This window comes from Streptomyces sp. NPDC088794 (genome assembly GCF_044750545.1).
Taxonomy (GTDB): Bacteria; Actinomycetota; Actinomycetes; order Streptomycetales; family Streptomycetaceae; genus Streptomyces.
The window spans coordinates 224,913-245,349 of the sequence record NZ_JBIVKB010000003.1 but is presented as its reverse complement, the minus strand read 5'-3'; the positions used below and the strand labels follow the sequence as shown (position 1 = coordinate 245,349).

General features: G+C 70.4%; 21 protein-coding genes. 4 read left to right on the top strand and 17 right to left on the bottom strand.

The window, feature by feature from the left end; translation table 11 throughout:
- Window positions 1-64: 64 nt before the first annotated feature.
- Complete coding sequence (locus ACIP6U_RS10135; RefSeq protein ID WP_401714725.1) at window positions 65-508, bottom strand: HEAT repeat domain-containing protein; 444 nt, start codon at window positions 506-508, stop codon at window positions 65-67.
- Between the two features lie 174 nt (window positions 509-682).
- On the opposite strand from ACIP6U_RS10135, the gene ACIP6U_RS10130 reads away from it, so the two are divergent.
- Window positions 683-2,212 (top strand): CoA transferase, encoded by a 1,530-nt coding sequence (locus ACIP6U_RS10130; protein ID WP_401714723.1) that lies wholly within the window; start codon window positions 683-685, stop codon window positions 2,210-2,212.
- Between the two features lie 23 nt (window positions 2,213-2,235).
- Here ACIP6U_RS10130 and ACIP6U_RS10125 read toward each other — a convergent pair whose 3' ends face one another.
- The 6 genes from ACIP6U_RS10125 to ACIP6U_RS10100 all read right to left on the bottom strand — a co-directional run bounded on the left by ACIP6U_RS10125 (window position 2,236) and on the right by ACIP6U_RS10100 (window position 6,430).
- The gene (locus ACIP6U_RS10125; RefSeq protein ID WP_401714722.1) at window positions 2,236-2,847 is read right to left on the bottom strand and encodes a dihydrofolate reductase family protein; all 612 of its coding nucleotides are present in this window, start codon (window positions 2,845-2,847) and stop codon (window positions 2,236-2,238) included.
- Window positions 2,848-2,928: 81 nt separating this feature from the next.
- A complete protein-coding gene (locus ACIP6U_RS10120; protein WP_401714720.1) occupies window positions 2,929-3,771 on the bottom strand; it encodes a helix-turn-helix domain-containing protein in 843 nt (280 codons plus the stop codon).
- Window positions 3,772-3,868: 97 nt separating this feature from the next.
- Window positions 3,869-4,537: a dihydrofolate reductase family protein gene (locus tag ACIP6U_RS10115; RefSeq protein ID WP_401714718.1), complete on the bottom strand. Its 669-nt coding sequence runs from the start codon at window positions 4,535-4,537 to the stop codon at window positions 3,869-3,871.
- Entirely contained in the window at window positions 4,537-5,037 is a 501-nt protein-coding gene (locus tag ACIP6U_RS10110) for an SRPBCC family protein (RefSeq protein WP_401714716.1), read from the bottom strand. The genes ACIP6U_RS10115 and ACIP6U_RS10110 overlap by 1 nt, the downstream gene beginning before the upstream one ends.
- A 3-nt stretch (window positions 5,038-5,040) precedes the next feature.
- On the bottom strand, window positions 5,041-5,382 hold the full coding sequence (locus ACIP6U_RS10105) for an ArsR/SmtB family transcription factor (RefSeq protein ID WP_401714714.1): 342 nt from the start codon (window positions 5,380-5,382) through the stop codon (window positions 5,041-5,043).
- 79 nt (window positions 5,383-5,461) lie between these two features.
- On the bottom strand, window positions 5,462-6,430 hold the full coding sequence (locus ACIP6U_RS10100; RefSeq protein WP_401714713.1) for a helix-turn-helix transcriptional regulator: 969 nt from the start codon (window positions 6,428-6,430) through the stop codon (window positions 5,462-5,464).
- A 63-nt stretch (window positions 6,431-6,493) separates the two neighbouring features.
- On the opposite strand from ACIP6U_RS10100, the gene ACIP6U_RS10095 reads away from it, so the two are divergent.
- Both ACIP6U_RS10095 and ACIP6U_RS10090 read left to right on the top strand, forming a co-directional pair.
- Window positions 6,494-7,642 carry an epoxide hydrolase family protein gene (locus tag ACIP6U_RS10095; RefSeq protein WP_401714712.1) on the top strand — a complete coding sequence of 383 codons (1,149 nt, stop codon included), beginning with the start codon at window positions 6,494-6,496 and terminating at the stop codon, window positions 7,640-7,642.
- A 152-nt stretch (window positions 7,643-7,794) separates the two neighbouring features.
- The gene (locus ACIP6U_RS10090; protein ID WP_401714710.1) at window positions 7,795-8,367 is read left to right on the top strand and encodes a MarR family winged helix-turn-helix transcriptional regulator; all 573 of its coding nucleotides are present in this window, start codon (window positions 7,795-7,797) and stop codon (window positions 8,365-8,367) included.
- 27 nt (window positions 8,368-8,394) lie between these two features.
- On the opposite strand, the gene ACIP6U_RS10085 is transcribed toward ACIP6U_RS10090, so the two are convergent.
- The 10 genes from ACIP6U_RS10085 to ACIP6U_RS10040 all read right to left on the bottom strand — a co-directional run bounded on the left by ACIP6U_RS10085 (window position 8,395) and on the right by ACIP6U_RS10040 (window position 18,730).
- Complete coding sequence (locus ACIP6U_RS10085; RefSeq protein ID WP_401714709.1) at window positions 8,395-9,150, bottom strand: gamma-glutamyl-gamma-aminobutyrate hydrolase family protein; 756 nt, start codon at window positions 9,148-9,150, stop codon at window positions 8,395-8,397.
- Between the two features lie 20 nt (window positions 9,151-9,170).
- On the bottom strand, window positions 9,171-10,661 hold the full coding sequence (locus ACIP6U_RS10080; protein WP_401714708.1) for an aldehyde dehydrogenase: 1,491 nt from the start codon (window positions 10,659-10,661) through the stop codon (window positions 9,171-9,173).
- A 223-nt stretch (window positions 10,662-10,884) separates the two neighbouring features.
- Window positions 10,885-12,345 (bottom strand): APC family permease, encoded by a 1,461-nt coding sequence (locus ACIP6U_RS10075; RefSeq protein WP_401714706.1) that lies wholly within the window; start codon window positions 12,343-12,345, stop codon window positions 10,885-10,887.
- 193 nt (window positions 12,346-12,538) lie between these two features.
- Window positions 12,539-13,135, bottom strand: coding sequence for a TetR/AcrR family transcriptional regulator (locus ACIP6U_RS10070; RefSeq protein WP_401714705.1), 597 nt, complete (start codon window positions 13,133-13,135; stop codon window positions 12,539-12,541).
- A gap of 28 nt (window positions 13,136-13,163) precedes the next feature.
- Window positions 13,164-14,009 (bottom strand): fumarylacetoacetate hydrolase family protein, encoded by an 846-nt coding sequence (locus tag ACIP6U_RS10065; protein WP_401714703.1) that lies wholly within the window; start codon window positions 14,007-14,009, stop codon window positions 13,164-13,166.
- Window positions 14,010-14,018: 9 nt separating this feature from the next.
- Window positions 14,019-14,954, bottom strand: a complete 936-nt coding sequence (locus ACIP6U_RS10060) for a 3,4-dihydroxyphenylacetate 2,3-dioxygenase (protein ID WP_401714702.1) — start codon at window positions 14,952-14,954, stop codon at window positions 14,019-14,021.
- Window positions 14,947-16,407, bottom strand: a complete 1,461-nt coding sequence (locus ACIP6U_RS10055; RefSeq protein WP_401714700.1) for an aldehyde dehydrogenase — start codon at window positions 16,405-16,407, stop codon at window positions 14,947-14,949. Before ACIP6U_RS10055 ends, ACIP6U_RS10060 begins: the two co-directional genes overlap by 8 nt.
- A gap of 98 nt (window positions 16,408-16,505) precedes the next feature.
- A complete protein-coding gene (locus ACIP6U_RS10050) occupies window positions 16,506-17,318 on the bottom strand; it encodes an acetoacetate decarboxylase family protein (protein WP_401714698.1) in 813 nt (270 codons plus the stop codon).
- A 12-nt stretch (window positions 17,319-17,330) separates the two neighbouring features.
- Window positions 17,331-18,542 carry an NAD(P)/FAD-dependent oxidoreductase gene (locus ACIP6U_RS10045; RefSeq protein ID WP_401714696.1) on the bottom strand — a complete coding sequence of 404 codons (1,212 nt, stop codon included), beginning with the start codon at window positions 18,540-18,542 and terminating at the stop codon, window positions 17,331-17,333.
- Window positions 18,542-18,730 (bottom strand): ferredoxin, encoded by a 189-nt coding sequence (locus ACIP6U_RS10040; protein ID WP_401714694.1) that lies wholly within the window; start codon window positions 18,728-18,730, stop codon window positions 18,542-18,544. The genes ACIP6U_RS10045 and ACIP6U_RS10040 overlap by 1 nt, the downstream gene beginning before the upstream one ends.
- Before the next feature lie 377 nt (window positions 18,731-19,107).
- Between ACIP6U_RS10040 and ACIP6U_RS10035 the strand changes: the two genes are divergently transcribed.
- A complete protein-coding gene (locus ACIP6U_RS10035) occupies window positions 19,108-20,421 on the top strand; it encodes a glutamine synthetase family protein (protein WP_401715519.1) in 1,314 nt (437 codons plus the stop codon).
- Window positions 20,422-20,437: the final 16 nt, after the last annotated feature.

Genomic DNA, 20,437 nt, shown 5'->3' with positions numbered 1-20,437 from the left:
GTGGCAACCGTGCCTCCGACAGACCCGAGGGCGGCGGCGGCCGACGCGCCGGCCTGTTCGTCGCTCAGCCGGCGCGTGGCCGGATCCAGCAGTCGCTCATCACCCGATCGCGCAAGCAGGAACAACAGTTGTGCTCGCCCCACTGGGCGGTACGGGCCAACTCCGCCTTGACGTCCGGGTCCTTCAGGGAGCCCCAGACCATGGTCGAAGCGAGATCCGAGATGCGCTGTGTTGGATCCCCCAACAGCCGGACGAGCGCGGAAACATCACCAGGCACGTCCAGCTCGTAGAGCGCCTCCAACGCGTTGATGCGCACGTGATGGTCAGGATCGCTGAGCAACCGCCCATAGGCCTCCACGACGTCGGAGTCGGCAGCCGCCCGTACGAGCACCGCGGCGTGCTCGGCGCCGCCGAGCTTGCCGAGGCCCTTCGCCGCTGCCGCCTTGCGGCATGTTTCGCCCGTCTCCAACTCCCTCAGGAAGAAGGCGACCTGGTGTCCTGTCGTCATCCGCACCCCGGGAAGTAGGACTGCCGAACCGACAAGGGGTTGTGCCGACGCACGCCGAACGCACTCATAACGATAGATTCGTCAGCATTTGGGAATGCGTGCCACAGAGCCGTACCGCCTGGCACAGAGCCGTAACGCCGCCACTCCCACCACGAAGCAGAGGTCGCCGCAACCATGACCGCCGCCGAACTCACCGCCCGCATCCACGAGGCCATCGCCCATCCGCTGACCAGCGACGCAGGCTTCGACATCCACCGCGCCCTGCGTGACGTCCTCGTCCCGGTCGGCCTGCGTCCGGAGGACAGCGGCGGAAGGATCACGTTCATCGGCAGCGATCCGATCGTCCCGAGCGTCATGCGCCTGGGCGCCGTCCCCGCGCTGGGCCTGACCGCCAAGTCCGTCGCCCTGGCCGCGCTCTGGCGGCTGCGCGGCGGCGAGGGCCAGGACATCACGATGGACCTGCGCAAAGCCCCGCACCGGCTCTGCCCCTTCTACGACAAGAAGTGGGAGCTGCTGAACGGCTACCCGGGCGGCAACTCCGCGGATCCGGCCAGCCCCCTCAGCTTCGGCTTCTACCGGACCCGCGACGGCCGTTGGGTCATGCCGCTCAACCCCTACCCGAAGATCAGGAACGCCGTCTACAAGCTGCTGCGGACCTGGCCCGAGGACCAGGCCGTCGCGGACGCCGTCGCCCAGTGGGACGCCGCCGACCTGGAGCAGGCCGGTGACGAGGCAGGCGTGGTCATGCCGATGCTGCGCACCACCGAGGAGTTCCTGCGGCATCCGGCGTACGAGTACATCGCCCGGGAACCACTCATCAGGATCGAGAAGATCGGCGACAGCCGGCCCGAACCCCTCCCTGCCGCAGCCGACCAACCGCTCTCCGGAGTACGCGCCCTGGGGATGGGCCACGTCATCGCCGGCGCCGGCATTGGCCGGGACCTGGCCCAACACGGCGCCGACGTGCTGAACATCTGGCGCCCCGACGAACTGGAGCACGACTCCACCTACAACACCGCCAACGTCGGCGTCCGCTCCACCACACTCGACCCCTACAGCGCCGAGGGACATACGAAGATCCACGACCTGCTGCGCGACGCCGACTTCTTCTACGCCAACCGCCGCCCCGGCTACCTGGAGAAGATCGGCCTGAGCGCCGAGGCGGTCGCGGCCGTGCGCCCCGGCATCGTCCACATCAGCATCACCCTCGCGGGCGAGACCGGTCCATGGGCCCACCGCGTCGGCTTTGACCAGACCGCCGGAGCTCTCACCGGCATCATGCTCATGGAGGGCGAGGACGGCATCGCCGCCCGGCCGACCAGCAAGCCGGCCCTCCCGTACATCAACGTGGTCAACGACTACGTCCTCTCATGGCTGGCCACCACCGGCGCACTCGCCGCCCTGATGCGCCGCGCCACCGAGGGCGGCAGCTACCGCGTCACCCTCAACCTCACCCGCATCGCCACCTGGATCCTCAGTCTCGGCCTCTTCGACCGCACGCACGCCCACCGGACCGCCCTCGACCCGGACCCCGGTTCCCCGCACGCCTACCTCGACCCCGACACCTTCACCGCCGACACCCCCTGCGGCCACTACCAGGGCGTCACCGACCAGGTGATCCTGTCCAAAACCCCCGGCCGCTTCCGTGATGTCCTGGTTCCCCGCGGCAGCAGCGCTCCTGTCTGGCTCGCCCGCGACAACTGACCTGCCGCAACCGTCGTCGATCTCTAGCGGCGCACCTTGAACCTCAGGTGCAGGACCCTTTCGCCCTGGATGACCACGTGCGGGTCCTCCAGCAGCTGCTGCCCGTCGATCCCGCCGAAGAAGCGAATACCCGACCCGAACACCACCGGGACCAGGTCCATGGCCACCTCGTCCACGAGGCCGGCCGCGAGGATCTGGGCGCCCGCATCGCCGGCGTTCACGGCGACGATCCGGTCACCGGCGAGTTCCTGGGCCTTGGCGATCGCGGCCGTCACTCCGTCGACGAAGTGGTAGGACGCCTCGGGGTGCCAACCCTCGGGCTTGGGCCGGTGGGACACCACGACCACGTGATCGCCCGCGGGTGGACTGCCCTCCCAGCCGTTGACCTGGTCGAACAGGTTGCGTCCCATCACGATCGTGCCGATCGACTCCCACACCGACCGGACGTAGTCCGCCGACGCGTGCGAGACCCTGATGCCGTTTCCGGTTCCGGAATGGTCGTACGGCCCCTCCTCGCCTACGACGATCGGGACGTCCCCGCTGAAGTACCACTCGTGGAGGGACCTGACATCGCCCTTGTCGTCGGCGATGAAGCCGTCCACCGACACCACGCTCTGCATGATCACCGTGCCCACGGGTCGTCCTCCATGTCTTGATGTCTCCTTGCGCGTTCGCCGCCATGCTCGCGCTTCGCGGGGATCCGGGCATGTAAGAAATCAATCGGCGGGCATCGGCCCGATGTCCTGCGGATCCCGCCGCTCGACGGGGAACCGGCGGCGCAGGGCCAGGTACTCCGTCGGGGTGTGTCCGGTGAAGTCCTTGAACTCCCTGCTGAAGTGGGCGTGGTCGAAGTAGCCCGCCGTCTGGGCAAGTTCGGCCCAGTCGACCGGGCCCAGGGCGTCCACGGACACCATCAGCCGCGCGAAGCGGTAGATCCGCGCCACCCGTTTCGGGGTGACCCCGACATGTGCCTTGAAGAGGTTGGCCAGGTGGTTGCCGCTCACCCCGGCGGCCTCGGCCAGCGCACCGACCGGGATCGTGCCGTGCGTGACCTCCAGCCGCCCGCCCGTGTACTGGACCAGGTCGAGGCCGCGTGCCGGGGCGTCGGCGAGTCGCGATCGCAGTTCCTCCTCCAGCACCCGCAACATCTCGGCGGCCGACGTGAACTCGCCGACCCAGTCGCGCATCCGGTCCATGGACCGTTGCCAGACGGCATCGACCGGCACCCACCGGTCGCGCAGCTCCGACGCGGGCATGTCGATGAACGGCGCCATGCCCCAGGGCTTGAAGTGCACGCCGAGGAGCCGCACATGCGCGGGGTACTCGAAGAGGAAACGCCTGGTCCATACGCCCATGAACCACCCGTCCGTGAACACGGCCGACGGCGTCGAAGGGTCGGAGTCCCACAGCCGGACGGGCCCGTCCAGGTGCAGGAACAAGTGCGCCGACGGCATCGGCGGGACGCTCATCAGCCGGTGGTCCGGCACCCCGGTCAGGCAGTAGATGTCGTCGATGAACCGGTCCAGCGGCGGCGCGGGCACCCTGCCGACGTATTCCATGGCCCCAGTGTGGCCAGCCGACCGCTCCGTCCGCGAGGTCGGGGTCGTCGCAGGCCTGGGCCGCGCTGCCGGGGCGCCGGGTGAAGCGGTGGGGCGACTACCGTGAGTGCACGGCGTACGTCAGATGCGTCACCCGTGCCGACGCCTGCGAACGGACCGGCTCCAGCGCGACCTTGGACGCGTCGATGCCGTCGAACAGGCGGGTACCGGCGCCGAAAAGCACCGGCGACAGCGTGATCGAGAACTCGTCGACCAGGCCGGCGTTCAGATACTCCAGGATCGTCGTGCCGCCGCCGGCGATGCGGACGTCGCGGTCGCCGGCCGCCGCGCGGGCCTGGTCGAGCGCGGTCTCGATGCCGTCGTCGACGAAGTGGAACGTGGTGCCGCCGGGCCGCTCCCACGGGTCACGCTTGGTGTGCGTCACGACGAGGACCGGGGTGTGGAAGGGCGCCTCCTCCGGCCACGACTGCTCGCCGAGGTCGAACATGCGCTTGCCCATGACGCTCGCGCCGGTGCGCTCGAACGTCGTCCTTGCCATGTCGTTGTCGAGGCCCTCCTCGCCGCCCTCGCCCAGCTTCAGGTTCTCCCGGAAGAACCGCAGCGGGAACACCCACTGCTGCAACTCCGCCCACTGCGCCATCCAGCGCCGGACATCCGGGTCGTCCTGCCTGTCGGGCGCGAAGAGCTCGCCCTGGGCGGGCACGGGCTCGGGCGCGACGAACCCGTCCAGCGACATCGACACGCTGAAGAACACCTTCCCGGCCATCAGCCCTGCGCCCCCTTCCGCACGAGGTCGGCGACGTAGGCGGCCAGACCGCTCAGGGTCTGCTGCCCGCCCTCGATCGCGTGGTACTTCTCGACCGCCTCGTCGCGCAGTTCCTTGGTGGGGAACACCGTGCGCAACTCGATCCGGGTCGCGGCGCCGTCCAGCGCGAACGTGAGGACCGACCGGAAGGCGTTCGGGTCGTCGCGGGACTCACCGTGCAGGAGCGCGATCCGCTCCGGCGGGGCGATCTCGGTCCAGGAGATCCACTCCTGGTAGTCGGTCCCGTCCGGTCCGTGCATCACGAAGTCCCACACCCCGCCGGCGCGGAACTCGAAGGACCGCGTGGTGGTGGTGAACCCCTCCGGACCCCACCACCGCGCCAGGTGCCGAACCTCGGTGAACGCCTCGAACACCAGCTCCCGAGGGGCGTCGATGACCCGGGAGACCACGATCTCCCGGTCGGCCGTCACCGCGCCCGTTTCCTGCCTTCCTGATGCCATCGGTCATTCCTCCTGCCGTGCCTGCTTGAGGTCCTGCACATAGGTGTCAAGGCGGTCGAAACTGTCGTTCCAGAACTCCTCGAATCCGCCGACCCACTCATGGACCGGCCGCAGCCCGCGGGCGTCCAGGCCGTAGAGGCGCTGCCTGCCCGCCCCGCGGACCTTCACCAGCCCCACTTCCCGGAGCACCCGTAGATGCTTGGACGCCCCCGGCTGGGTCATCCCCAGCTCCTGGGCCAGATCGGTCACCGGCCGTTCGCCCCGCCGCAGCAGCGCCAGGATGTCCCGGCGCTGCGGCTCGGCGATCGCGTTGAAGACGTCTGACGTCGTGGCTGCTCGTGCCATGGCCACGATCATATTCCCATATAGGCATACGTCAAGCCGTTCGGGAACGAGCCGAGCGAGGACGGCGAGGTGGATCCGCTCAGCGATCGGGGGGAGTGGAGCGGGCGTAACGGTCGGCCAGCCGACGGAGATACGTGACCAGTTCCGCGGGCTCGGTGACGGTGAAGTCGAAGTCGAGCATGCCCAGGTGGACGGCGAGGGTCTGCACCGTGTCCGCACCGGTGATCAGGACGCAGCTGTCGGCGTCGAGCGCTTCGACAGTGCCGACCGCGGGGTTGATCTGCTCGATCACCGCTGTCGCCGGCGCATGGACGGTCACCCGCGCGTGGTGGCGCCAGGCCGCACTGGACACCCGTCGGGAGACGTACGCCGTGATGTCGCCGCCGGGCGGTTCGCGCGGGGGGAAGCGCGGTCCGGTCGGGGTGCGGGGCTGGATCCGGTCGATCCTGAAGGTCCGCCAGTCCTCGCGCTCGACGTCCCACGCCACCAGGTACCAGCGCCGTCCCCAGTTCACCGCCCGATACGGCTCCACCACACGGCGGGTGGGCGACCCGGCGTGGTCCAGGTAGTCGAAGCGCAGCCGTTCCCGGTCGCGGCAGGCGGAGACCACGGCGGTGAGCACGTCCGCGGAGACGGTCGGCGCCGGGCGGTCGGCCGGCACGGCCACGGTGTAGGCCTGGAGTGTCCGCACCCGTCGGCGCAGCCGCGAGGGCAGCACCTGCTCCAGCTTGGCCAGCGCCTGAAGTGAGGTCTCCTCGGTGCCGGGGACGGCGCCCTGCGTCGCGGTGCGCAGCGCGATCGTCACCGCGACCGCCTCCTCGTCGTCGAGCAGCAGCGGGGGCATCGCCGCGCCGGCGCCCAGCCGGTAGCCGCCGGTGGCTCCGCGTGTGGCGTCCACGGGGTAGCCGAGTTCGCGCAGTCGGTCGATGTCGTTGCGGACGGTACGGCCGCTCACTCCCAGTCGCTCGGCCAGTTCGGATCCCGGCCAGTCCCGCCGGGTCTGCAACAGGGAGAGCAGACGCAGCAAACGTGCGGAGGTATCCAGCATGAAGTCCAGCCTGAGGTGCTATTAGGAACGTACCGTGCCTATATCGAGAATACTGTCTTACCCATGGAGACCAGCAGCAGCAACACCGACGACCGGATCCGCCCCTACCGCATCGCCGTCGCGCAGGACGAACTCGACGACCTGCGTGGCCGGCTCGCACGTACCCGCTGGGGCAGTGAGATCCCCGACGCAGGCTGGAGCCGGGGTGTGCCCACCGACTACCTCAAGACCCTGGCCGCGTACTGGGCCGACGGTTTCGACTGGCGCAAGGCGGAGGCGGAACTCAATGAGTTCCCCCAGTTCACCACCGAGATCGACGGCCAGAACATCCACTTCCTGCACGCCCGTTCGCAGAACGCGGAGGCGCTCCCGCTGCTCCTGGTGCACGACTGGCCCTGCTCGTTCGTCGAGTTCGTCGAGGTCATCCGCCCGCTGACGCAGGACTTCCACGTCATCGTGACCTCCACGCCCGGCACCGGCTTCTCCGGTCCGCTCGGCGAGGCCGGCTGGAACAACGGCCGCATCGCGGGCGCGTTCGTCGGGCTGATGGACCGGCTCGGCTACACCTCCTACGGCGTTCACGGCACGGGCGGCGGCGCCTGGATAGCCGGCGAGATGGGGCGTCAGGCACCCGAGCGGATCGTCGGCATTCACGTCAACGGCCTGGTCACCTTCCCCTCCGGGGACCCTGCCGAGTTCGAAGGCCTGACCGGGCCCGAGACCGAGCGGCTGGCCCGGCTGGAGAACTTCCAGCAGGACAAGATGGGCTTCAACGCCATCCAGTCCACCCGCCCGCAGACCCTCGCCTTCGGCCTGCACGACTCGCCGGTCGGCCAACTCGCCTGGATCGCCGAGAAGTTCAAGGAGTGGACCGACCCCGCCGCCGAACTCCCCGAGGACGCCGTGGGCCGCGACCGGCTGCTGACCAACATCAGCGTCTACTGGTTCAGCGGCACGGCGGGCTCCTCGGCGAACCTGTACTACGAGGCAGGTCACGACGCCGGCGCCTGGGCCCCGAAGCCGCGCGGCACCGTCCCGACCGGTGTCGTCGTCGCCCTGCACACCGACATCGCCATCCGCCGCTTCGCCGAGCGGGACCACAACGTCACCTACTGGAGCGAGCTGGAGCACGGCGGCAACTTCCTCGCACTAGAGCAGCCGGAGGCGTTCGTCGCCGACGTCCGCGCCTTCTTCCGGACGCTCGGCGCCTGACACCTGCGGTTGGCGGTCGGTCCTTGCGGCAGGACGCCCTGCCGCAAGGACCGACCGCCGGACCATGGAGTCCCCTGCCCTGGTGAACCCTGGGGCAGGGCTCCGTACAATTTGATCCCGAACGACCTGTGTCAGTGAGAGAGGGAGCGCCCGTGCCCGGCCATCGATCCATTACCGAAGCCGAGAAACTCGCCGCGCAGAGGCTCGGCGGTTTCCCGATACGCCGGGATCAGATGGCGGCGGTCGCCAACATCCACCGGGCCGCGGCGGCGGCGCGCCAGCATCTGGAGAACTCCGTGCTGCGGGGCTCCGACCTGACCTGGACCGCCTTCGTCGTCCTGTGGGTCGTCTGGGTCTGGGACGAGTCGGAGACCCGGCATGTCGCGGAAGAAGTGGGGATCTCCAAGGGGACGCTGACGGGTGTGGCGCGCACGCTGGAGTCGCGCGGGCTGCTCAAGCGGGCCGGTCATCCGTCGGACGGCAGGCTGGTTCTGCTGAGTCTCACGGACGAGGGCGAGCAGCTGATGCAGCGGCTGTTCCCGGAGTTCAACGAGGAGGAGGCCTTCGTCACCGGACAGCTCACCGACGACGAGTGCCGCGGCCTCGCGGACATGCTGCGACGTGTCGTGCTCCAGATCGAGGACCACGGTGAGGAGCGCCGACAGTCCCTGCTGGACGGGGCCGCGCCGGCGCCTCGCCGCAGCGGACGCCGACCCAGGGCCTGAGTCTCAGCGGGCCTGAGCCTCAGCGGGTCAGCTGGCCCGCCGAGCCTCCCGCACGAGAGCTCCGAACAAGCCCTGCTGCGCCTCCTCCACATGCGCGGTGTCCTCGGGATGCCACTGCACCGCCGCGAACCAGCCGCGGGCGCCGGGGAGTTCGAGCCCCTCGACGGTTCCGTCGGCGGCCCGAGCGGTCACCCGGAGTCCGCCGCCCAGGCGGTCGACGCGCTGGTGGTGATAGCAGGAGGCGTCCACCTTCTCCGCTCCCGTCGCCCGCGCGAGGAGCGATCCCGGCTCCAGGGCCACGGGGTGCACGACGTGCCGGTGTTCGCGGTCCGGGCCTCCCATGTCCTGCTCCAGGGTGCCGCCGAGCGCCACGTTGACGACCTGGAGTCCACGGCAGACGGCCAGCAGCGGCAGCCCCGACTTCAGTGCCTGCCGGGCGACTTCGAGATCGAAGCCGTCCTGACGGTCGTCGACGTCGTACACGCTCTCGTGGGTCGCGCCCACTCCGTAGCGGTACGGTGCGAGGTCCCCACCGCCGGGCAGCAGCACCCCGTCGAACCGGGCGAGGCGGGCGGCGACCTCCGCGGGGTCGGCGGTGCCGTCGGGGGCGTGCGGGTGGATGGTCGCGGGTTCGCCGCCGGCCCGCCACACCGCCTCCACGAGGGCCCGGGCGTTGACCTCGGCCGCGTACCGCAGCGCGGAGGTGGTGGCGGAGAAGCGGGCGGGCAGGGCGATCAACGGACGCGCCGGGGCGGTCAGACTTGGATCCGGCGCGACGGTCACACCTGCATCCGGTAGCACGGTCACAGCTGGATCCAGGTCGTCTTGAGCTCGGTGTACTTCTCCAGGGCGTGCGCGGACTTGTCGCGGCCGTTGCCCGACTGCTTCATCCCGCCGAAGGGCACGGTCAGATCACCCTCCTCGTAGCAGTTCACCCAGACCGTGCCCGCCTTGAGAGCCCGGGAGACCCGGTGGGCGGTACTCAGGTCGGAGGTCCACAGACCGGCGGCCAGGCCGTACTCGGTGGCGTTGGCCAACTCCACCGCTTCCTCAAGGGTGTTGAAGGAGATGATGGACAGGACGGGCCCGAAGATCTCCTCGCGGGCCAGCCCTCCGCCCGCCTCGACCCGGTCGAACACGGTCGGCTCGACGAAGCTGCCACCACTGTCGGCACGGGTGCGCGCGCCACCCGCCCTCAGCCGGGCGCCCTCGTCGACACCGCGCCGCACATGGCCCAGTACGCGCTCCAGGTGCCCCTCGCCGACCAGCGCGCCCATCTCGGTCGCCGGGTCCAGGGGATCGCCCACCCGCAGCTCCCGGGCCTGTGCGACGACGGCCTCGGTGACCTGCTCGGCGACGGAGGAGTGCACGAGCAGCCGGGAGGGAGCAGTGCACATCTCGCCCTGGTTGAAGAAGATGCCCCATGCGGCCGTGGCGGCGGCCTTCTCCAGGTCGGGGGCGTCCGGGAGGATGATGTTGGGCGACTTCCCGCCCAGCTCCAGCCAGACCCGCTTGAGGTTGGAGTCGGCGGAGTAGCGCAGGAAGTGCCGGCCGACTGCGGTGGAGCCGGTGAAGGCGAGGACGTCCACGTCAGGGTGAAGTCCCAGCGAGCGACCGGCAGTTGGCCCGTCCCCGGTGACCACGTTGAGGACGCCCGGCGGCAACCCGGCCTCCGTCGCGAGCCGGCCGAGCAGCAGGGCGGACAGCGGTGAGTTCTCGGACGGCTTGAGTACGACCGTGCAGCCGGCCGCGAGTGCCGGTGCCACCTTCCAACTCGCCAGCGTCAGGGGGAAGTTCCAGGGGACGACGGCTCCCACGACACCGGCGGGTTCGCGGGTGACGAGGGCGAGCGCGTCGGATGCGGTGTGCGGGGACTCGTCCGTCAGCTTGTCGGTCAACTGCCCGTACCAGCGGAAGGTGTTGATGGCCGCGCGCAGCTCGATGTCGTGGGCGTCCGTGATCGGCTTGCCCATCTCCAGGCTCACCGCGAGGGCGAGCGACTCCCGTTGTTCTTCGAGGAGTTCGGCGAGGCGGAGCAGGACCCGGCCGCGTTCGGCGGGGGCCAGGCGCGGCCACGGGCCGGTGTCGAAGGCGCGGCGGGCGGCGGCCACGGCCGCGTCCACCTCGGCGGGGCCGCCGTCGGCGACGTCGGCGACCACCTGTCCGTCGCGGGGCGAGACGACCCGGAAGGTGCCGCCCGCTCCGGGTTCGTCGGCGCCGTCGATGTGATGGGCGCCGCGCACCTGGAACGCCTTGGCGCGGCGGAGCCATTCGTCATGCGTGACGGCCGGCATGGGGGATCTCCACTTCGTCATCGGGTGGGGGAGTGCGGATCACGTGCCCGCGGCGGGTGCCGTCCGTCCCGCCGGTGCGCGCTCGTCGTGTCGTCGCACGCGCACCGGGGGAGCGGGTATCGGTCAGCCGTCGGCAGAGGGAAAGCGGTCGGCCGTCCGCAGAGGGGAACCGGTCAGCCGTCCGCAGAGGGGAACCGGTCAGCCGTCTGGGGAGGGAAACCGGTCAGCCGTCGGCGGTCGCCGGTGCCCGGCCGGTCAACCGCGCCGCAACGACGCCCAGCGCCATGACCACCGGGACCGACAGGGCGAGCCACACGGCGGTGCCGCGCTCGCCGCCGATGAGGGTGGTGAAGTTGGCGAGGATGAGCCAGACGGCACCCGCGACCGCGATCGTGGCCAGAACCGGGGCGATCAGCGTGTTCCACAGCCGCACCTCCAGCCGCTCGCGGCGGAAGAAGACCACCACGGACACCGAGGTCAGCAGGTAGAGCAGCATCATCGCCAGGACGGCGACCCCGCTGAACCAGGAGAAGAGCGTCAGGACCGGGTCCTTGCCCGCGACCGCGAACGGCACCACCAGGGCCACCGCGACGAAGGTCTGCACACATCCCGCGGTCCAGGGCGCGTGCCGGGTGTTGAGGGTGCACAGGCGGCGGGGCAGCAGCCCGTCGCGGCCCAGCGAGAACAGGTAGCGGTTGGCCGAGTTGTGGAAGGTGAGCAGGCCGGCGAAAAGGGAGGTGGCCAGCAGGACGGGCAGGACGTCGTTGACCCAGCCGCCGAACTGCGCGGCGATCGGCGCGAAGACGAACGCCGTCGAGTCCCCGCTGGACAGCGCCTTGCCCGCCGCGTCGACGGCCTTGGACGGGCCGTACGCGGAAACCAGCATCCACGAGGTCAGCGCGAAGAAGCCCACGACCACCACGACCGCGAGGTACGTGGCCCGAGGGACGGTCTTCTTCGGCTCGCGCGCCTCCTCGCCGTAGATCGCGGTGGCCTCGAAGCCGAACATGGACGCGACGGCGAACATCACGGCCACGCCCGGCGCGCCCTGGGTCACGGCGCTCGGTGAGAAGGACCGCGAGAAGCCGAGGCCTTCCGGACCGCCGCCCTTGAAGAGGGTGACGAGGCTGAAGACCAGCAGGATGCTGAACTCCGCCAGGACGAACACGGCCAGCAGCTTGGCGCCCATGTCGATCCCGGTGGCGCCGAGCGCCTGCACGACGGCCATGGTCACCAGCGACCACACCCACCACGGCAGGTCGAGGCCCGTGTGCGCGTCGACCAGACCGCTGACGATGGAGCCGTACAGCCCGTACATGGCGGCCTGGATGGCGCAGTACGCGAAGAGCGCCACGCTCGCGCTGCCAGCCCCGGCGGTCCGGCCGAGGCCCGTGCCGATGTACGTGTAGAACGCGCCGGCGTCCACGACGTGCCGGCCCATGGTGACGAAGCCGACCGAGAAGAGCAGGGTCACCAGGCCGACCAGCAGATACGCGCCGGCCGTGCCGGGACCGTTGCCGATACCGACGGAGATCGGGACCGCTCCGGCGATGCCGGTGAGCGGCGCCTGGGCGGACAGAACGAGGAAGAGGATGCCCAGCACGCCGAGCGCGTTGGGTTTGAGCGTGCCTGCCGTGGGTTCGTCCCGCACGGACCGCTGGGATGCGACCGCCTGACTGTCCACTCGGATCACCTGCCATGAAAGGGAAGGGTCGTTTCAGGCCAAACGAGTTGCCTCATCGTGGGGCGGAACTATCCGTTTGGCAAGGGGGTGGCACGGAGAATCCGTGTCCGACACGGATTTCTTACGCGGCTGTGATCAGGGGAGTCGTGACCAGTGGGGGAGGGGCCGTGATCCGTAGGTGAGGGCGGGGCGTTCAGTGCCCGTCGCGCTCCCGCGCGAGCAACCGCAGGACGCGCCGCAGCTCGTCGAGGGCGTCCTCGATGATTTCGCGCTCGCCGAAGACGAGCTGGTGCAGGACCAGGCCCTCCAGGGTGGCGAACACCATCCGGGACAGGCCCTCGTCGACCGGTCCGGGCAGCATCTGGGTCAGCTCGCGCCGGGTGGCGGCGAAGTACTCGTCGTAGAGCGCACGGAGGTGGGACAGCAGCTCCGGCCTGCGCCGGGACTCCAGGAGCAGTTCGTACTGGAAGGCCTGGAGGTCCGGCCTCGACGCCACCATCTCGGTCAGGCCGAGCGAGAAGTCCTCGGGCTTTCCGGTGCCGGGTTCGAGGTCGCTGCTGCTGAGGGAGGAGCGGATGGCGTGGGTGAGCGCCGCCTCGATGAGCGCGTCACGCGTCCCGAAGTGGTGCACCACGAGCCCGTGGGTGACCCCCGCCTCCTCCGCGACGGCGCGGTAGGTGAGTCTGCGCAGTCCGCCGCGTGCCACCACGCGCACCGCGGCGTCCAGCAGCGCCTCGCGGCCCGCGCCGTAGGTGACGCGCTTGCGGGGGCGGTCGGCGGGCTCGGTCATGCAGGCGACCCTACCTGCGCCGGGGCCGTCAGCGACGCGGCGCACGAACGCCCCGGAACTCCCAGTCACCGCCGAGCGCGGTGGACAGGACCTCCTCGGACTCGGTCGGCTGGGCGCCGACGTCGGCACGGATGGCGGTGGGCCCGGTGACGACGTGGTTGGTGAGTCTGCCCAGCCCCTCGACCTCGACCTCGACGACGTCCCCCGGCTGGACGGGACGGGAGTTGGCGGGCGTGCCGGACAGCAGCACGTCCCCGGGGTACAGGGTGATGGTGCGGGCGATGTCGGCGACGAGGTAGTGCATGTCCCACTTCATCTCGTCGGTCGAACCGTCCTGTACGACGTGGCCGTTGACGTAGGTGCGCAGCCGCTTGCCGTGGAAGTCCCAGTCGGTGACGAGACCGGGGCCGAGCGGGCAGAGGGTGTCGGAGCCCTTGACGCGGAGCATGGAGCCGGCGTCGGTGTCGCGGAAGTCGTGCAGGCCGTAGTCGTTGGCGATGGTGTAGCCGGCGATGTGGTCGCCCGCCTCGGCCGGGGAGATGTTCCGCGCGGTCCTCCCGATGACGATGGCGACCTCGCCCTCGTAGTTGAGCCACTTGCAGCCCTCGGGGCGGACGATCGCGCCCTTGTGGGAGTTGAGGGAGGAGGTCGGCTTGTGGAAGTACGTGGGTGTGTCGGGCAGTTGGATGCGGAACTCGTCGACGCGGCTGCGGTGGTTGAGGTGGACGGCGATCACCTTGGACGGCACGACCGGAGGCAGGTGCAGCGCCTCCTCGGTCTTGACGCGTCGGCCGTCCCCGGCGACGAGTTCGTCGCCGTCGACGGTGACCTCGACGGTGGCGCCGTCCAGCAGAATGCGGCGGTACTCGGGCATGAGGTTCTCCTAGGCGCGGCTGTGCGGGGTACGAGGGGAGGCAGGTGCGGGCAGGTCGTCACCGGTCCAGCCCTCGGCCGGCCGGTCGAACCAGAGGTGGACCTGGCCGGTGCCGACGGAGTTCTCGTACTCCCCGTACTGACGGGCCCGGGCGGTGCAGGCCTGTTCGCCCAGGGCGCCGGCCATCATCAGGTAGTGGAAAAACTTCGCCTCGGGCTTGTGCTTCCAGAACTCGTCCATGGTGTCGAGGACCTTGTCGTGCCGGCCCTCCTTGAACCACGCGATCCGCTCGTAGTCGGCCTCGCGGGCCTCGGGGGTACGAATGTGCGCGGGGTCGCTGGCCTCGTGGTCGCGTATCTCGCGCAGCGGCCAGAAGGTGTGCGAGAGGGCACCGGAGGCGATGAGCAGGACCCGGCGGCCGGGGGTGGCCGCGATGCCGTCGGCGAGCGCGCGGCCCAGGCGCAGATGGTCCTCCATGTCCCCGGTCTGACAGACGCCGATGGTCACCCACCGCTTGTCCGGCAGCCCTTCGCCGAGGAACTTCCAGAGGTTGATGGTGGCGTAGTACACCGGCAGGTGGTCGTCCTCGATCGGGGTGATCCAGGTGCCGTGCCGGTCGGCGAACTCGGCGATGTTGTGGGCGAGTTCGGGGTCGCCCGGGTAGTCGTAGGGCATGCGGCACATGCCGCGCGGCAGCTCCTCGGAGGTGAACAGGCCAGCGCGGCGCCGCTGGGCGGCGACGACGAACTCGACGGTGGTCGCCCAGTGCGAGTCGAGGACGACGACGGTGTCGTAGTCGTCGCGTGCGAAGACGTCCTCGCGGAGCTGACGGAGGCCGGTGACGAGGGTGATCTCCTTGCCCTCGTTGAGTTCGAGGCGGTCGGCCTCGGGCAGGACGATGGTGGGCACATGAGCCAGCAGGCCGGCCCCGACGATCTCACCCATGGTTGTTCCATCCGTTGGGGGCGGTGACGGTGTTCTTGAGGTCGCAGTAGAAGTCGAAGCTCCAGGTGCCGCCCTCGCGGCCGACACCGGACAGGCGCGAGCCGCCGAAGGGGGCCTGGAGGTCGCGTACGAAGAAGCAGTTGACCCAGACCGTGCCGGCGACGAGCCGGGCGGTGACGCGGTCGGCTCGCTCGTGGTCGCCGGTGGCGAGCGTGGCGGCCAGGCCGAAGCGCGTGTCGTTGGCGAGTCGGACGGCCTCGTCCTCGGTGGTGAAGGTCTGGAGGGTCAGGACCGGTCCGAAGACCTCCTCCTGGACGATCTCCGAGTCCTGGGCGACGTCGGCGAGCAGGGTCGGCGCGTAGAACTGGCCGTCCGCGGGGTGCCCGCCGATGACCGCGCGCGCACCCGCCTCGACCGCGCGCCGCACGAACCCGTCGATCTTCTCCAGCTGGCGGGGATGGATGTTCGGCCCGATGTCGGTCGCCTCGTCCCGCGGATCGCCCTGGACCAGGGCGGCGGCCTTCGCCGTGAACCGTCGAGTGAACTCCTCGGCGACCGACTCTTCTACGAGGATGCGGGTGGCGGCCAGACACACCTGTCCGGCGTTGTCGTACTGCTCGACGGCGAGGTCGACCGCGAGATCGAGGTCCGCGTCCGCGAAGACCAACAGCGGTGACTTGCCACCGAGTTCGAGGCTGAGCGGGGTGAGGTTGGCGGCGGCCGACGCGGCGATCCGCTTGGCGGTGGGTACCGAGCCGGTGAAGCTGATGCGGCGTACGTCCGGGTGCGAGGTGAGTGCGTCGCCGATCTCCGCGCCGTAGCCCTGCACGACGTTGAGGACACCGGCGGGCAGTCCGGCCTCGGTGGCGATGTCGGCGAGCAGTGAGGCGGTCAGCGGCGACCACTCGGCGGGCTTGAGGACGACGGTGTTCCCGGCCGCGAGCGCCGGGGCGACCTTCCAAGTGGCCAGCATCAAGGGGGCGTTCCACGGCGTGATCAGCACGCTCGGGCCGGCCGGATCCCAGCTGACGTGGTTGGTGTGGCCGCGGGTGTCGAAGTCCTCGTGTCCGAGGCCGAGCAACCAGTCGGCGAAGAACCGGAAGTTGTGCGCGACACGGGGCATGACGCCCCGGCGGTGGGAGCGCAGCAGAGCGCCGTTGTCGTGGGTCTCGACGATCGCGAGCTCCTCGATGTGCTTCTCCACGCCGTCGGCTATGGCGTGCAGGATGCGGGCGCGCTCGGCACGAGGGGTGGCGGCCCAGGCGGGGAACGCCTCGCGGGCGGCGGCGACCGCGGCTTCGGCCTCGACGGGGCCGCCGCGGGCGATCGGGCCGAGGACGCGGCCGTCGATGGGGGAGACGTCGTCGAAGGTCGAGGCGGAGGCGACGCGTCGGCCGCCGATGAAGTGCCGGGTGTCGACGGGGACTCCGGCGACGACGATTTTCTCAGACATGGGAAGGGCTCCTTCTTGAACAGGGAGAGAGGTCACTCACCTAGGGGCGCGGGGTACTGCGCGACAAGCCACAATGGCGCCGCACCCGCCCACACGCCTCACCCGGCAGACGCTCCGGACGTACCTGCTTCCAGAAGCCGCCCACCATCCCAAACCACCCCGACCTGCCGGTAATACGCGGCAATCGGCTCACGAACCTCCAGCCGATCCAACTCCTCAGTGGGTGCCTCGAACAGCGCCAACTCGGCGTCCCCGACCCACGGTTGACCGCCCTCGAAGTCGGCCGCGCCCGTCTCGATCAGTTCGTCGAGTGCCAGGCCCTTGCCCTTCTCTATGGAGGGGAGCCAGCGGTGATGGGCCATGGGGTGGGCGTTCACGAACCCGTTCGTCTCCGCGGGCTCGCGCAGGGTCACCACGGCCTCGGCGAGCCGCCGGTCGGCCGCGGCGAGAGTCGCGCCGAAGCGGGCGCCCGCCTCTATGCGGGGCGCTGGCCCATAAGGATGCGGCCGCGTCTGATGAATGGACCCGAGCTTCTTCGGATACCCCTGGTGCAGCCCGCGCGCGATCGCGAAGTCCTTGTCGACCCAGATGTACACGCACCGCGAGTACGTACGGCCCCGGAACGAGCAGCGCACGACCGCGAACGTCTCCTTGTACTGGGCCCGTACGGGGTCGAGAAGTTCGTCCCCCGCCTGCGCGCAGGACTGCCAGTCGGCCCAGATCAGGGCGACCGCACCCGGGTCCTCGTCCGCCAACTCCAGCGGCTCCGGCAGCAGTTCACGCACCCGTGCGGGATCCGTGCGGTACTCGACGGTGAGCAGGTCGCCCGAGTAGCGCCAGGGCGGCGCGGGGATCAGCGACGACGAACCGCTCGCTGTCTTGGGGTGGAAGTAACCACGGACGCTGGCCATGACGTTGGTTCCTTACGCGGTGAGGGCGGGCTGTTGGAGCAGCGCGGTGCGGTAGCGGGCGGCCCGCGCGGCCGTCGTGGGAGCGCCGAGCGCGACGACGCCGACGAGCAGGCCCTCGCGGTGGTAGCCGACGATGACGTCTCCGTCCGGATCGCCGTCCAGGACCCGGACGTCACCGAGGCCGAGCAGGGGCGAACCGAAGGACTGCAGGCGGAAGTCGTGCTGGTCGCTCCAGAAGGTGGGCAGCGGCGCGAAGGCCGCCAACTCGCCCTGGGAGCAGCTGAGATGGGCCACCAGGCTCCTGGCCGCGTGCTTGGCGCTGTCTGTCGGGATGGACCAGTGCTCGACCCGGCGCGGTACCCCGTCGTAGCGGGCATTGGGGAAACGGGCGACATCGCCGACCGCGACGACGGACGGCAGCCCCCCGACCCGCAGCAGCTCATCGGTGAGCACACCGTCGCTCAGATCCAGCCCGTTGCCCTCCAGCCACTCGGTGTTGGCGAGCGAACCGACCGACTCCACCACCACATCGGCGGCCAGGACGGTTCCGTCGCTGAGCACGACACCCGTGACCCGGTCGTCGCCCTCGAACCCGGCGACACCGGTGCCGAGCGCGAACCGCACCCCGCGTTCCCGGTGCCGCCGCAGCAGCGAACCGGCGAGCAGCTCACCGAGCGGTCCCACCATCGGCAACGGCAGCGGATCGACGACGGTCACCTCGGCGACACCGAGTCCTACGGCGCTGGCGGCCACCTCGCAGCCGATGAATCCGGCGCCGACCACGACCACGCGCACACCGGGCCGGGTCAGTTCGGAGTGCAGGTCCTGGGCGTCGGCGAGGGTGCGCACGGTGTGGCGGCCGGCCGGCGGCCCGGGGCAGCGCAGCCGCCGGGGGCGCATACCGGTGGCGACGACGAGACCCTCGTAGGAGAGCGTCGTGCCGTCGTCGAGCGTGAGGGTGTGCTCGGCGAAGTCGGCCGCGACGGCTCCGCGGCCGAGCCGCCACTTCACATCGGCGGCGCTCGCCTTGGGGGTGAAGGCGAGGGAGTCGAAGGACGCCTTGCCGGCGAGGACCTCCTTGGAGAGCGGAGGCCGGTTGTAGGGCATGTGCGGCTCGTCGCCGATGACCGTCACGGGCCCGGTCCAGCCGGCCGTCCGCAGTTGTTCGGCGGCGCGCAGACCGCCCAGCGAGGCGCCGACGACGACCACACCCGCGCCGGTCATCACTCCTCGATCCGGATGGCCTGGAGCGGGCAGACGTCCGCCGCTTCCTCGGCCTCGTCGCGCAGGGCGTCGTCGGGGTCGGGGACGTAGGCCAGGTGTCCGTCGTCGTCGAGCTGGAAGACGTCGGGGGCCGCGAAGACGCACTGGCCGTGGTCCTGGCACTTGTTCATGTCGACGACGACCTTCATGGCCGGTCCTCCTGAGGTGAGGGCGTCGGAGAGGTGATGGGGAGAAGGGGCCCGGCCCGGAAGCCGGGCCCCGGCCAAAGGGGCTGGAAGACCGGCCCCTGACTCGTTTGGCTTCAAACAAGATAGGAAGCCGCCGAGGTGGGGTCAATACCTATCCGGATGGATAATTTTCTTGTCGCCGCCTCTTGCGGGACGGGAGAACCGCTCCTACCGTTTGGCGTCAAACAACGTGACCGGGCTGCCCGCGACCACCGAGTCCCGGCCTCATGCCTCATGCCTCACGCCGCCCGCCTCCGGGCCCTGTCCCGTAGGCGTCCCACCGTCCGTCCGAGGAGTCAACGGTGAGTGTTCAAGACATCCCGGAAGTCCGCCGCCACATGGAGCGACTCGCCGCCGACGGCATCGACGTGGTCCGGGTGACCTACCCCGACCTCATCGGCACCGACCGTGCCCGTGACGTCCTGCTGGCGGAACTGCCCCGGGCCATGGAGCACGGACTCGCCTTCTGCCGGGCCGTCTACCACACCAGTCCGCAGGGCGATGTGGTCCCGGTCAGCGGCGGCCTCGACGCCGGTCTTCCCGACATCTGCGTACGCCCCGACCTGGACACCCTCCTCCCGCTGCCGTGGGAGCCCGGCGTGGCCACCTGTCTCGGCGAGGTGCTGGACCCGGCGACCGGGGCACCCGCCCCCGAGTCGCCGCGCGACCTCCTCCAGGCCGTCCTCGCGCGGTGCGCCGAGCACGGTCTGCGGCCGGTCGTGGGCCCGGAGCTGGAGTACTTCCTGTGCGAGCCCACCCCCGACGGAGGCTGGCGCCGGTACGCGACCGACCCCGGTGTCGTCTACACCGCGGGGCTGCGCGCCGACCCCGACAACCACCTCCTGCGCACCCTGCGACAGGTGCGCGACCTGAACATCGGCGTGCTCAGCGGCAACCACGAGTTCGACGGCGGACAGTTCGAGATCAACCTCGTCCACTCGGAGGCGATGTCGGCGGCCGACCGGGCGTTCCGCTTCAAGGCCGCCATCAAGGAACTGGCCCGCAAGGAAGGCCGGTTGGCCACCTTCATGGCGAAGCCGTTCAACGACGCCGGCGGCTCCGGCTTCCACCTCCACCTGTCGTGCGACGACACCGAGGGCCGCAACGCCTTCGACGACCCGTCCGGCGCCCACGGCCTCTCGGCCACCGCACGCCATGCGGTCGCCGGGGTGCTGGCCCACGCGCCCGCCCTCGCCGCGCTGCTGAACCCGACCGTCAACTCCTACAAACGCTTCGGACCCGACACGCTCGCGCCGTGGCTGATCGACTGGGGACTGGACAACCGCAGCGCGATGGTCCGCATCCCGCCCGAACGCGGCGCCGGAGCCCGCCTCGAACTGCGGCTGGGTGACGCGGGCGCCAACCCGTACCTCGCGATCGCCGGCACGATCGCCGCCGCGCTGCTGGGCGTGGTGGCCGCCGAGGAGCCGCCCGCCCCGCTGGAGGGCTATGGCTACGACCCGGCCCGCTCCGCGACCCTGCCCGGCACCCTGTCCGAGGCCCTGGACGCGCTGGAGGCGGACGCCGTCCTGGCCGAAGTGCTCGGCAAGGACTTCACCGCGTCCTTCCTCGCCTACAAGCGCAACGAGGTCGAGCGCTTCCAACGGCACGTCACCGACTGGGAGTTCACCGAGTACGCCTACCACCTGTGACACGCCCGTACGACCC